General features: G+C 68.7%; 13 protein-coding genes and 1 pseudogene. 9 read left to right on the top strand and 5 right to left on the bottom strand.

Annotation, left to right across the window (positions count from 1 at the left end; all coding sequences use genetic code 11):
• The first annotated feature begins 103 nt into the window (after positions 1 to 103).
• From ACPXCS_RS12705 to ACPXCS_RS12720, 4 genes are all read left to right on the top strand, one after another.
• On the top strand, positions 104 to 520 hold the full coding sequence (locus ACPXCS_RS12705; protein WP_425946648.1) for a hypothetical protein: 417 nt from the start codon (positions 104 to 106) through the stop codon (positions 518 to 520).
• Between the two features lie 411 nt (positions 521 to 931).
• The gene (locus ACPXCS_RS12710) at positions 932 to 4216 is read left to right on the top strand and encodes an RHS repeat-associated core domain-containing protein (protein ID WP_425946649.1); all 3285 of its coding nucleotides are present in this window, start codon (positions 932 to 934) and stop codon (positions 4214 to 4216) included.
• A gap of 483 nt (positions 4217 to 4699) precedes the next feature.
• Entirely contained in the window at positions 4700 to 4882 is a 183-nt protein-coding gene (locus ACPXCS_RS12715; RefSeq protein ID WP_425946650.1) for a hypothetical protein, read from the top strand.
• Positions 4883 to 4971: 89 nt separating this feature from the next.
• Positions 4972 to 5559 (top strand): hypothetical protein, encoded by a 588-nt coding sequence (locus ACPXCS_RS12720; RefSeq protein ID WP_425946651.1) that lies wholly within the window; start codon positions 4972 to 4974, stop codon positions 5557 to 5559.
• A 62-nt stretch (positions 5560 to 5621) separates the two neighbouring features.
• On the opposite strand, the pseudogene ACPXCS_RS12725 reads toward ACPXCS_RS12720, so the two are convergent.
• Together ACPXCS_RS12725 and ACPXCS_RS12730 are read right to left on the bottom strand one after the other, a co-directional pair.
• Positions 5622 to 5773 (bottom strand): annotated as a pseudogene (locus tag ACPXCS_RS12725) (IS5/IS1182 family transposase); the annotation flags it as partial.
• Between the two features lie 100 nt (positions 5774 to 5873).
• Entirely contained in the window at positions 5874 to 6491 is a 618-nt protein-coding gene (locus tag ACPXCS_RS12730) for a TetR/AcrR family transcriptional regulator (protein WP_383337199.1), read from the bottom strand.
• Between the two features lie 171 nt (positions 6492 to 6662).
• On the opposite strand from ACPXCS_RS12730, the gene ACPXCS_RS12735 reads away from it, so the two are divergent.
• From ACPXCS_RS12735 to ACPXCS_RS12745, 3 genes are all read left to right on the top strand, one after another.
• Entirely contained in the window at positions 6663 to 7547 is an 885-nt protein-coding gene (locus tag ACPXCS_RS12735; RefSeq protein WP_425946652.1) for an SDR family NAD(P)-dependent oxidoreductase, read from the top strand.
• On the top strand, positions 7544 to 8017 hold the full coding sequence (locus ACPXCS_RS12740; protein ID WP_425946653.1) for a nuclear transport factor 2 family protein: 474 nt from the start codon (positions 7544 to 7546) through the stop codon (positions 8015 to 8017). The genes ACPXCS_RS12735 and ACPXCS_RS12740 overlap by 4 nt, the downstream gene beginning before the upstream one ends.
• Positions 8018 to 8197: 180 nt before the next feature.
• Positions 8198 to 8383, top strand: a complete 186-nt coding sequence (locus ACPXCS_RS12745; RefSeq protein ID WP_425946654.1) for a hypothetical protein — start codon at positions 8198 to 8200, stop codon at positions 8381 to 8383.
• 132 nt (positions 8384 to 8515) lie between these two features.
• On the opposite strand, the gene ACPXCS_RS12750 is transcribed toward ACPXCS_RS12745, so the two are convergent.
• Both ACPXCS_RS12750 and ACPXCS_RS12755 read right to left on the bottom strand, forming a co-directional pair.
• On the bottom strand, positions 8516 to 8833 hold the full coding sequence (locus ACPXCS_RS12750) for a DUF397 domain-containing protein (protein WP_425946655.1): 318 nt from the start codon (positions 8831 to 8833) through the stop codon (positions 8516 to 8518).
• Entirely contained in the window at positions 8814 to 9668 is an 855-nt protein-coding gene (locus tag ACPXCS_RS12755; RefSeq protein ID WP_425946656.1) for a helix-turn-helix domain-containing protein, read from the bottom strand. Before ACPXCS_RS12755 ends, ACPXCS_RS12750 begins: the two co-directional genes overlap by 20 nt.
• Before the next feature lie 159 nt (positions 9669 to 9827).
• Here ACPXCS_RS12755 and ACPXCS_RS12760 point away from each other — a divergent pair, with 159 nt between their 5' ends.
• Together ACPXCS_RS12760 and ACPXCS_RS12765 are read left to right on the top strand one after the other, a co-directional pair.
• Positions 9828 to 10031 carry a hypothetical protein gene (locus tag ACPXCS_RS12760; protein WP_425946657.1) on the top strand — a complete coding sequence of 68 codons (204 nt, stop codon included), beginning with the start codon at positions 9828 to 9830 and terminating at the stop codon, positions 10029 to 10031.
• Positions 10031 to 10468, top strand: coding sequence for an ATP-binding protein (locus ACPXCS_RS12765; protein WP_425946658.1), 438 nt, complete (start codon positions 10031 to 10033; stop codon positions 10466 to 10468). Before ACPXCS_RS12760 ends, ACPXCS_RS12765 begins: the two co-directional genes overlap by 1 nt.
• Positions 10469 to 10674: 206 nt before the next feature.
• On the opposite strand, the gene ACPXCS_RS12770 is transcribed toward ACPXCS_RS12765, so the two are convergent.
• Positions 10675 to 12504 (bottom strand): phosphoenolpyruvate carboxykinase (GTP), encoded by a 1830-nt coding sequence (locus ACPXCS_RS12770; RefSeq protein ID WP_425946659.1) that lies wholly within the window; start codon positions 12502 to 12504, stop codon positions 10675 to 10677.
• Between the last annotated feature and the right edge of the window lie 238 nt (positions 12505 to 12742).

Raw genomic sequence — 12742 nt, forward strand, 5'->3', positions numbered from 1 at the left:
CCGTTCACGTTGTGTGTGCGTCCGGTCCGATCTTGTGAACAACTCAACTTTAGACGAAATCTAAGCTAGGATGGTTTCCTGTTAGCACTCAGGAGGCCCTCCCATGTACGAACCGATCCGCACCAAGTCGGTCCACAGCACGCCGGACGGCCCCAACCCGGACTTCCCCCACCGGTCCCGCGAGGAAGAGCTGGACATCCAGCTCGCGGGCCATCTCGCCGCCCTGCTCGCCGTCACGGACGAGCTGCGCGCGCTGGAGGGCTCGGCCGACCTGGACGCGGCGGCGGAGCGGCTCGCCGAGCAGGTGGGCCGACTGAGGGGCGGGCCCGCCCCGGCCCGGGTGTCCGGAACCCGGCGCGAGCGGAGCGCCGCCGCCCTGCACCGGCGGGCGCACGCCCTGGCGGGCCGGGCGCTGGTCGTCGCCGCCTCCCGCGCCGACACGGCGGCCGCGATCCTGGCCGCCGAGCGGATGGACGCCCACACGGCGGCTCTGGAACCCCGCGAACTCGCGTCCCGCTGAGCCCTGCCGGGCTCCCCCTGACGGCCCCGGTCCGCGTGCACCCGCAGCGACGCGCGGACCGGGCGCCATGAACCCCTCCGTGAGGGCCACCGGGTACCCATACCCGGTGGCCCTCACGCGCGCCCGCCCAGCGCGGCCGCGAAGCCCCACGCCGAGCCTTCACCCGAGGTCCAGGTTTCGGCCGACGTGCCCCTCACAAGGGAGAGCAGAACCGCGCATTCCACCCACGCCGCGCATCAGTTGACGCGGTATCGCCCTGGTTTGACCGGGGGAAGCGGCAGGGCTCATTCCGACCCGCATGCAGAGGGCATTCGGGGGCACGCCGCGTCGATTTGTGTGGTTCTTGCGACAGGTTGTGTGGCTGAAGTGACCGTATGGGTCACTCGTGGCTGACTTCCGTGGGGGAAGCTGATGCATTCACGTGCGCAGAGCACGTCCCTGTGGCGTGCCCGAAGAACACACATAACCGCTCTCCTGTCCGCGCTCACGGCCGCCGCCGTGGTGCTCTCGGCGGCACCGGGTCTGGCCGCGCCGCCCAAACCGGAGTTACCCGAGCCGGAGAGCCCCTGGACGAGACCGACGAAGGTGGAGGCTCCGGCGACTCCGGCCGGATCCGTCAAGGCACCGGAATCCCAGGCGGAGGCCGAGCCGTCGGCGCAGGTCGCCGCGTGGCGGGCGGCGCAGCGGGCCCGTACCGCGGGCGGCAAGGCCGGCGCCGAGCGGGCGGGGGCCGCGGCCACCCCGTTCGTTCCGGAGGGCCAGGGCGAGGTGCCCTGGCACCGGATCACCGACACGCGCCTGAACGACGCACTCGTGGCACGGGTGAACCTCTCCAACGGCAACCTGATGCTCGCCGCGACGGACTTCGACATCGCCGGCGTGGGCCAGAAGCTCCAGCTGACGCGGACGTACAACTCCCTGGAGGCGCCCTGGGGGAAGGTGTCGCAGCGCTGGTGGCAGGCGTACGAGCGCTACCTCCAGTTCGGCGACGGGGAAGTCATCGTCTACGACTCCACCGGCGACGCCCTCCGCTTCAAGCAGACGTCCACCGGCGGCTACACCACGCCCACCGGCTACTCCAAGGACCTGAAGAAGAACGCGGACGGCACCTACACCCTGACCGACCGCAAGTCGGGTACGAGGGACACCTACGACGAGCACGGCACGCTGGCCAAGGTCACGGACAAGAACGACGGCACGATCACCGTCGCCCAGCACGACGAGGGCGGCGAGCACAAGGGCTTCAAGCTGACCGAGACCCGCTCGGGCCGCTGGATCGACCTGGTCAAGACCTTCCCGAACCAGTGGCAGGCCAAGGACCACACCGGCCGCACGGCCGTGTTCGACCTGGACCCGGCGGGCAACCTGGCCAAGGTCACCGACACCGACGGCAAGGCCACGGCCTACGCGTACGACTCCTCACGCCGCCTGACCAAGGTGACCACCCCCGAGGGCACCGTCACGCTGTTCACCTACGACGCACACAACCGCGTCAGGTCGATGCAGCGGGCCACCGAGGTGACGAGCACCGGCCACATCGGGCCGACCTGGCGCTACGACTACACGGCCGCCACCCCCTCCGACGCGGGCACCACCACGGTCACCGATCCCGACGGCGACGCCACCACGTACCTGCACAACGCGGACGGCGAGGTCACCAAGGTCACCGACGCGCTGGACCACTCCCGCCACGCCAAGTACACGGGCCACCTGCTGCAGACCGCCACAGACGCGATGGGCACGGGCGCGGACGGCACCGGCGGCAACACCACCACCTACGGCTGGGACGGCCGCAACAACGCCCTCTCCCAGAAGCTCCCGCTCGGCGCCACGGCGTCGGTGACGGCGTACCAGACCGTCGCCGGCACCGACCTGCCCAACGACTTCACCACGGCGGACGGCCGCAAGGACACCTTCAAGTACGACACCAACGGCAACACGATGTCGGTCACCACCTCCGGCACGGCCGGCGGCACCCGCGAGTACACCTACAACAAGGAGACCCCGACCTGCGGCGGCTTCGAGGGCCAGCGCTGCACCGCCAAGGACGCGAACGGCAAGGTCACCTTCTTCGAGTACGACACCAAGGGCAACCTCAAGAAGGTCACCCCGCCCGCCCCGCTCGGCGAGACGACCTACACCTACGACGCGCTCGGCCGGGTGGAGACCGTCACCGACGGACGCGGCATCAAGACCGTCTACGTCTACGACAACCGCGACCGCGTGACGAAGGTGTCCTCCACCAACGCCACGGTCACCTACTCCTACGACGGCGACGGCAACGTCAAGTCCCGCACGGACGCCTCCGGCACCACCGGCTGGACCTACGACAAGCTCAACCGCGAAAGCGTCCGAACCCTGCAGAACGGCGCCCAGACGGCGTTGGCCTACACGCCGGGCGGCGAGATCGACCACTACACCGACCCCACCGGCAAGACCGACTACACCTGGGACAAGGCCGGCCGTCTGGACTACCTGACCGCCCCGGACGGCAAGAAGACCGACTTCGACTACGACAACAACGACAAGCGCACCAAGACCGTCTACCCGGGCGGCACCACGCAGTCGGTGACCATCGACGACAACGGCCGCCCCGAGGCCGTCAAGACCACCTCGGGCACGACCACCCTGATCGACCTGACCTACGACTACAAGAACACCGCGGGCAAGGACACCACCAAGATCCGCACCCGCACCGACAACCTCACCAAGTACAAGACCACCTACGACTACGACTCCCAGGACCGCCTGCGCTACGCCCTGGAAGCCGACTCCGCCGGAGCCCGCAAGGCGTCGTGGCTGTACTGCTGGGACAAGGCAGGCAACCTCACCAGCCAGGACGGCAGCATGAACGCCTGCCCCGGCGGCACCACCTACACCTACGACGACGCCAGCGAACTGACCGGCAGGAACGGCTCCACCACCGGCTGGTCCTACGACAAGCTCGGCAACGAGACGGCAGCCGCGAGCACGACCCCCCGCACGAACGAAACCTGGACGGACTACAGCCAGCTCTCTGGGATCACGGCGGGGGGCAAGAGCTACGACCTGGTCCACGCGGGCACGGACAACTCCGAGCGCACGAAGCTGGGTTCGACCTGGTTCCACCACACCGCGCTCGGCCTGGCCTCCACGACGACGAACGGTGTGGACACCGGATTCATCCGCGAACCGGCGGGCACCTTGAACTCCATGACGACTGGGGGGAAGTCCTACTACTACCTCACCGACGCCACGGGCAACGTCCTCGGCCTCACCGACGACACGGGCAAGCGCACGCACACCTACGCCTACGGCCCCACGGGCCTGCCCCGCGGCACCACGACAGAGGCAGCCCCCCAGCCCCACCGCTACACCGGCGCCTACCTCGACCCGACCGGCCTCTACAAGATGGGCCACCGCTACTACGACCCGTCCCTCGGCCGCTTCACCCAGCCCGACCCGTCGGGGCAGGAGACCAACCCGTACCTCTACGCTGCCGGAGATTGCATCAACCGCACCGACCCCACCGGCATGATCTCGTTGGGGTGTATAGGTTCAGGCCTGCAACTCCTCGGCGGTGCAGTGGCACTTGGCGCGGGAATCGCGTCTGCCATCGGTTCAGGAGGCTTGTCCACGCCTGCGTCCGTGGCAGCGATCGGAGGCGGGATAGGCCTCATCGGTAACGGACTCAGCACTGTGGATGCATGCCAATGACCAAGAAATCAATTCTCACCATTCTCATATGGGCCGGCATCGTACTGGGAGTGATCGGAATCATCCTGACCGTCATCGATTGACCTCCGGCGACAGAAACCAGCCCGTCCTTCTGCTTCGCGCAAGGGGACGGGCACCTCTCGCAAGGATGCGTAAAAGAGCAGCTAGCCATGGGGCGGCGCTGCTGCCGCCACCATCGCGGGCGGAACGCAGGCGTGGCGCTCGTCGGCGGTTGTGCTGCTCTCACCTGCCTTGTGGAAGTGGTTGCCACTGCGGCTGGACTTTCCGACCGGCCGATCTGGCAGTCCGCCGCTCCGTTCGCTGCGGTCGGCCTTGTTGCGGGAAGACTCGCCGTAGCACGGAGAAAGTCAGCCTCCGGAAGCGGCGAGGATACGCGTTGGCATCAGCGGCCAGTGACGGGTTGTACCCCGCTGCGATCGCTGCTGGGGCCCTGTGTGCTGTTGAATGCCCTGGGAGAGACGCATGAGCAGCCAGACGAAGTACTCGGCACCCGCGTTGCTGCTGATCATCTCTGCGGCGGCCCTCGTGGTCTTCTCTCACAATGCCATCGACCAGCCCATTGTTGGGTGGACTGCACTCAGCACCGGCTGTGCTCTGATCATCCGCCTCATAAGCCTGCGGCGCTCAGCAAGGCGTCGGAGGTGAGTCTGCGGCTTCCGGCCCACCAGGGCGGAAGCCGCACGGGGGGGGCGAGCGGACCCGCCTATGCTTCCGCCATGCAGCAGCCTCGATCCATGGCGATGACCGACGGTGACCTGGTTGCGGCGTTCCCACATCAGCTTGCCGATGACGTTCGCGCGGTCCTGGCGGTCATGCCGGAAGCCCGGCTCGCACCTGCGTCGCCGTTCTCGGTGTACGTGGGCGATGAAGCCGTCGCCCTTCCGTATCGGATCTATCAGGATGAGCTGCCTGTCGACGTGGTGTGCTCGCTGACGGTGGCACAGCAGGCGATCCTGCACTGCCTGTACTCACGGCATTGCGACGGGATGGTCCGCCAGCGTCACCTGGAGCACATCGCCACTTTCGACGAGCCGTGGGTGGTGCCGTTCGTGGTGCAGTTGGCCGGCGAGTACGTTGTGGAGATCTCGGAGTCCATCCGACACCGCCTTTCCGACCTGCTCTCCAAGCGGTCCACCCAGCGGCTGGCGTACGGGGACTTCATCGCACGGAATCCGGGGTTCTTCGCGCGGACCGAGCACCGGGTGGTGAGTTACTGGGCTTGCTATCACCGGGGGAAGTTCCCCGATTTCGGCACATACCCGGGTGGGCATCTGCTGGAGCTGCTGCGGGCCGCCGCGATCGACCGCACGGGAAGGCCATGACCCCGGCACACGCCCGCCGGACCAACGGCGCGGACCGGTCCGTGAGATGAACACCGTCGCCGTCACCCGGCGAGTGCGAGGCTGGGCAGTCGGGCGACGCCGAGCACCGCATGGTGGACGCAGCCGCCTTCAGCCGACAGTCGCGAGAGATCTTCCATGTCTTCATGCGGGCGAGGACATGCTCGATACGGGCCCGGACCTGCTCGTGGCACCGTCGACGACGAGCACCGTATCCCTGCGGAACCGCTTGCGGGCTTGCACCGGGCCGTAGCCGGTCGGCTGGGGCTCGGGTCCGCTCGAAGCACCCCTCGCGGTCAGCGCGGCCCCGTCGGGCGGGCGCCTCGCAGGAACTGTGTCACCGCGGTGTCCACGAGTTGTTCGAGCCGTCCGGGCTCGATCATGCCGCTGTTGAGCATGGACGTGATCCCCAGGACGGTGGCGTAGATGATGAGTCCGATGTCCTCCGGATCGCCCTCCTCCAACTCGCCGCGCGCCTGGCCCTCTTCGATCAAGTCGCCGATCTGGCCGAACGCGGCTGCGGCGGCCTCGGCGACCGCGGTCGCCCCCGGGCGGTGCTTGCTGGAGTTCATCAGCCCGGCCAGCGCGGCGTTCTCGGTCGCGAACCGGACGTAGGCCGACGCGAACGCGTGCAGGCGAGCGGACAGGTCGTCCTCGCCATCGATCGCGTCCACGGCGGCCCGCAGCTCCGCGCCCAGGCGGACGAACCCCGACTCGGCGAGGGCGTCGAGCAGCGCGCGGCGGTCCGCGAAGTGCCGGCGGAACGCCGCGTGACTCACGCCGATGTCCCGCGCCAGGTCCCGCACCGAGAGCTGATCGACCCCGTGCGCCCTCAGGCTGCGCTCCGCCGCGTCGAGGAACTCCATGCGGAGATTCCCGTGGTGGTAGGGCCGCTGCTCGGTGGTGTCAGGCATGGGATCAGCCTACTCAGCACAATGTTTCCATTGACAACAATGTTTCCAGTGGATACTCTCGCGGCGTGCCCAGAAGCGCCCCCGCCCCGCGAAAGGCCCGCCCCTGTGCTCCGTCCATGGAATGACCCGCAGAAAGATGCGCGGAATGACCCACCGAAGAACCCTCGGAAGGTGAACGAACTCGTCGTCGTCTCCGGCGCCTCCACGGGCATCGGAGCCGCGACGGCCCAGGCCCTCGCCGCAAGGGGCTACCACGTCCTCGCCGGAGTACGCACCGAAAGCGAGGCGGACGCCGTCCGGGCCGACGGCATCGAACCGGTCACCTTGGACATCACGGCCCCGGAACACATCGAGGCCCTGGCGCGGCGGATCGCCGACGACCCGGAACGGCGCCTGCTGCGAGTCCTGGTCAACAATGCGGGGATCGAGATCAACGCCCCCGTCGAGGTGCTCCCCCTCGCCCTGTGGCGCGAGCAGTTCGAGGTGAACCTCTTCGGGCACATCTCCGTCATCCAGAAGCTCCTGCCCCTCCTGCGGCGGAGCCGGGGCAGGATCGTCAACATCAGTTCCGTGGGCGGGGTGGCCGCGCTGCCCGTCTTCGGGGCGTACGCGGGAACCAAGTTCGCCCTCGAAGCGGCCAGCGACTCCCTGCGCCGCGAGGTCTCGGCGCACGGTGTGCAGGTCGTCGTCGTCCAGCCCGGCGGTGTCCGGACCGAGATGGCCGCCCGCAGCGGTGACATCTCCCTCGAACTCGCCGCTGGGATGAGCGCCGAGCACCAGCGTCTCTACGGCGGCCTGATCAACGCGACGGTGGCGTCCAACACGGCCTTCCTGAAGCGCGCCGTACCGGCGGCGAAGGCGGGGGCCAGGATCGCCAGGGTGGCGACCACGCCCCGCCCGCGCGCCCGCTACACCCTCGGCACGGACGCCGCCTTCGTCATCCCCCTCGCCCGCCACCTGCCGTCCCGGCTGATGGACGGCATCCTCGCGATGAGCCACCGGTCCCGGAACCCGAAACCCGCGCCCGCACCCGAGTCCGCAGGAAGTCCTTCATGACCGCGCTCGCCGACCGCATCGAACTGATCGAGCTGATGGGCCGCTACGCCGACATCGCCGACCTCAAGGACTTCACCCGCCTCCCCTCCCTCGTCCACACGGACTCAGTCACTCTCGACTTCTCCTCGGTCATCGGCCTGCAGCCCATGACCGTGCCGCTCGACGAGTACGTCCAGGTACTGGGCCAAGCCTTCGCCCCCTTCTCCGCCACGCACCACACCATCACCGGCCACGTCATCGAGATCGACGGCGACCGCGCGACCCTCCATGCGCACGTCCGCGCCGAACACTGGGTGCCGGCGGAGCGGGCAGGCGGCGGGCCGGACCGATGGCTGGTCGTCGGCTTCTACGACAACGAGGCCATCCGGACACCGCACGGCTGGCGCCTCAGCAGCGTCAAACTCACCGCCACGCACCAGGAGAACGTCCACCTGCCAGGGTCTGCCCCCGTCATATGGCCTTCGCCTTAGGCGAGGAAAGAACGGCCATGCTCTGCCTGGTGGGGGCAGGTCCTGGCATAGCGGCCTGCATCTACGTTGCTCGTGGGCGCCGGAAGAGTCGCTCCTGACCGCCGAATTTGTCGGCGAACCGGCGGGCACGTTGAACTCCGACACGATCGGGGTCCGCAGCAAGGCCGGCAGAAACAGCTGATGCCCATCAGCCAGGCCAAGAAGCTGACGTTGTTCGTGGTGATCGGCGCCGCATTCGGACTGGTCTGCATCATCCTGGGCGCCAGCAAACAGGTCCCTGTACTCATGGGCGCCGGAGCACTTGCCCTTCTCGGCGGGCTGGCGTTGACCCTTATGGCCATGGCCCGCCGGAGAACGAGGAGGTGAGCGCACTGTCCTGTGCCGCCTCGTTCGCCGTTGCTGCCCTGTGCGCTGTCGCGTGCGTCCTGTGCCTGCTGACGCCAGGATCGGACAGCGGCCCTTTCCCGCTCGTTGCGGTCCTCTCCGGCCTGATGGCCGTCATCTGCCTGGTGCAGGGCCTCCGCACACGCCGGTGACGGGCGACTTGAGGGACGTGACGAAGGACGTCCAGGCCGGGGCCGTGATCGTGAGGACCGGGCCGTGGGGGGCCTTGGAGTCCCGGACGGGAACGACGGCGGTGTGGGCGTCGCACACTTCGAGGCAGTCACCGCCACTCCCGTTGCTGTAGGTGCTCTTGCGCCAGCGGGCTGTGCCGGGGAAGGCCTCGGCTACCTCGACGCAGTTGCCGCCGGTCCCGTTGCTGTAGCTGCTCTTGCGCCAGACAGCGTCAGTCAAGTCAATCCCGCTGCTTGCCATTTCTGCCATCCTCAGCCGCCTGCTCGATTAGGGCAAGGGACGCCTCCGGAGGCAGCGCGGCGGCCCTGAGCAGATCGTACGACCTGCGGTACTCCTCAACGAGGGCTGGATCATCGATGGTGTCCCCGCTGTGCTGCGACTCCAAGTAGACCAGTGGCGGGGCGTCGGGGAAAGCAATAATTGTCGCCGCTCCCATCATGAGCGGATGCGGCCCACAGTTCCACGGCAGGATCTGTGGAACGATGCGGCGACGCCGTGCCATCTCGGCGATGCGCTCCCACTGGTCGGCTGACTCTTCTGGCGGGAGCATCGGCTGCCGCAGCAAGACTTCTGGCAGGATCGCCCAGTACATCGGCGTCTTGTGGTCGTCCTCGAAGAGACGAGCCCGTGCCAGTCGGGCGCTGACCTTCTCCTCCACTTCCTCGTCTTGCGCCAGCGGCATCGCCGCGCGAACCACCGCCCGGGCATAGGCTGCCGTCTGAAGCAAACCGGGAATCAGCGTCGGACACCACTCCTCAATGGACTTGGCGTGCTGCTCCGCCTCCAGCACCCGCTCGAAGTAGCTCGCATGCCCCCGCCGCTTCGCCCGCCGCACGTCCTCGCACCGCCGGCGGAAAAAGCCGTCCGTGCCCAGCACCCGGTCCACGTGCTCGGCGAGTTCCGCCGGCATCCGGCGCGTGCCCCGCTCGATCTCGCTGAGGTGGCTCGGGCCGTAGAAGCTGCCCTCGACGAGTTGCTGGAGGGTCAGGCCCGCCTCCTCCCGCTTCCAGCGCAACTCACTGCCGTAGAAGGTCGGGACGCCCGTCGAACCGTCGATGTCCTTGCGCTGACCCATCGTTCACCGTCCTTGGTGTGCCGTTACCACGCGCTACCAGCCCCTTCACCACGCAGCCGCAGTTCGGGAGCGGGAGGCGGAAGGACTGTCACGGTACGGCGACCGGCGTCACAGTGTGAGGAGTTCGTCACTCAGCGCACTGGAAGGTGTGAACCCCCCATGCACAGCCCCGCCGAAGCCGACGCCTGCGTCGAGGAGTTGCGACAGGCCCTCGCCGCGCACGGCATCACCCTGCCGTCCCTCGGAGTCGACCTTCCGTCCTTCGCCTCCCGCTGCCCCACCCGGCCGCTGATCGCGCTCGGCCACTGCAATGTCCTCAGCGCCAAGGCCCTGGCCGCCGTCCTGCGCAAGGGTGCGGCGTGATGCGGCCGGTGCTGACGCTCGAACTGCTCGCGACCCCCGCCGAGGTGTCCGCCGTGCGGCGGGCCCTGCGACCGCTCGGCATCGACGTGCAGCTCTGCGCGAGCGAGCTGGTCACGAACGTCATCCGGCACGTCGGGGAGGGTGCGCCCGTGACGGTAGGGGTGTGGGAGGAGGAGGGCGGACGCGTCCGGGTCGGGGTGACCGATCCCGATCCCCGGGCCCTGCCCGTCCTGGTCGCGGCGGCCGGGGCCGAGGCGGAGTCCGGCCGCGGGCTGGCGCTGCTCGACGCGCTGGCCCTGCGGTGGGGCGTGGAGCAGGAGGCCGGCCGCAAGACGGTGTGGTGCGAGCTGCTCGTCCCCGTTCCGGAAACGCCCGAGCGCCCCGGCCGACGCAGGGCGTCGGCCGGGGCGCTCGGTCCTTCATCGGCACGTTCGTGAGCCCGCGGAGCGGGCCGCGCCGAAGCGGGCGGGAGTGGGCCTTTCGCCGCCGGGTTCCGTCGGGGCGGACGGAGAGCGGTGACGGGCCCGGTGACCCCGCACGCCGTTGTGCGGGCCCCGCCAGTCGGTCCCGCGGCCGGCCGTGACGATGTTGCTGGTCAGGGCACTGTCGGTTCCAGCCGGCCGCGGAGTTCAGGGGGTGGGGTTCAGCCCAGGCGCTCCACCAGGGCGCGGTACTCGTCCCACAGCTCCTTCGGCGTGTGGTCGCCGAAGGTGTTGAGGTGCTCGGGGACCAGGGCGGCCTCCTCGCGCCAGACCTCCTTGTCGACCGTGAGCAGGAACTCCAGGTCGGACTCGGCCAGGTCCAGGCCGTTCGTGTCGAGGGCCTCCTTGGTCGGCAGGATGCCGATGGGGGTCTCGACGCCCTCGGCCTTGCCCTCCAGGCGCTCCACGATCCACTTCAGGACGCGGGAGTTCTCGCCGAAGCCGGGCCAGACGAACTTGCCCTCGTCGTCCTTGCGGAACCAGTTGACGTAGTAGATCTTCGGCAGCTTGGACTGGTCCTTGTCCTTGGCCACGTCGACCCAGTGGGCCATGTAGTCGCCCATGTTGTAGCCGCAGAAGGGCAGCATCGCGAACGGGTCGCGGCGCAGCTCGCCGACCTTGCCCTCGGCGGCGGCGGTCTTCTCGGATGCCACGTTGGCGCCGAGGAAGACGCCGTGGTTCCAGTCGAAGGACTCCGTCACCAGGGGGACGGCGGTGGCGCGGCGGCCGCCGAAGAGGATCGCCGAGATCGGCACGCCCTTGGGGTCCTCCCACTCGGGCGCGATGATCGGGCACTGCGAGGCCGGGACGGTGAAGCGGGCGTTGGGGTGGGCGGCCGGGGTGCCGGACTCGGGGGTCCAGTCGTTGCCCTTCCAGTCCGTGAGGTGGGCCGGGGGCTCCTCGGTCATGCCCTCCCACCAGACGTCGTTGTCGTCGGTGAGGGCGACGTTGGTGAAGACGGCGTTGCCCCACAGCGTCTTCATCGCGTTGGCGTTGGTGTGCTCGCCGGTGCCGGGCGCGACGCCGAAGAAGCCGGCCTCGGGGTTGATGGCGTACAGGCGGCCGTCCTCGCCGAAGCGCATCCAGGCGATGTCGTCGCCGATGGTCTCGACCGTCCAGCCGGGGATGGTCGGCTCCAGCATGGCGAGGTTGGTCTTGCCGCAGGCGCTCGGGAAGGCCGCGGCGACGTACTTGGCCTCGCCGCGCGGCGGGGTCAGCTTCAGCACGAGCATGTGCTCGGCGAGCCAGCCCTCGTCCCGGGCCATGACGGAGGCGATGCGCAGGGCGTAGCACTTCTTGCCGAGCAGGGCGTTGCCGCCGTAGCCCGAGCCGTAGGACCAGATCTCACGGTCCTCGGGGAAGTGGGAGATGTACTTGGTCTGATTGCAGGGCCAGGGGACGTCCTCCTGGCCGGCCTCCAGCGGGGCGCCCAGGGTGTGCACGGCCTTGACGAAGAACCCGTCGGAGCCGAGCTCGTCGAGGACGGCCTGGCCCATGCGGGTCATGGTGCGCATGGAGACGGCGACGTAGGCGGAGTCGGTGATCTCCACGCCGAGCGCGGACAGCGGCGAGCCGAGCGGGCCCATGCAGAAGGGCACGACGTACATGGTCCGGCCGCGCATGGAGCCGCGGAACAGGCCGCCCTGGCCTCCGGAGCCCTGGAAGATCTCCCGCATCTCGGCGGGGGCCTTCCAGTGGTTGGTCGGGCCCGCGTCCTCCTCCTTCTCGGAGCAGATGAAGGTCCGGTCCTCGACGCGCGCGACGTCGGTCGGGTCGGAGGCCGCGTAGTAGGAGTGGGGGCGCTTGATCGGGTCGAGTTTGCGGAAGGTGCCCTTCTGGACGAGCTCCTCGCACAGTCGCTCGTACTCGGCCTCGGATCCGTCACACCAGACCACGTTGTCCGGCTGCGTCAGTTCGGCGATCTCGTTGACCCACGAGATCAGTCCCTGATGGGTGGTGGGGACGGTGGGAGCCGCGATATCGCGCGCCACGATTGCTCCTAAATGAGGGATTTTTTGTGATGTGGAGGCCCCGTGGGGGCTGCGACCCGGATGCTTGACGGTGGATCTTGGCGCTCATCCGGTGCCGACCGCACTCATTTGATCATCCGACGGAAGCGCCCATCTGTCCAGAGGAGCGCACAGGTGAGCAACGTGAGGATCGCCACGGTTTCTCGCGGGCGCTTTGCGTGCACGTTGCGTTCACCTGACCGTCCGTTTGCGTGACCAT

Origin of the sequence: Streptomyces sp. DT190, assembly GCF_049846985.1 — a bacterium.
GTDB lineage: Bacteria > Actinomycetota > Actinomycetes > Streptomycetales > Streptomycetaceae > Streptomyces.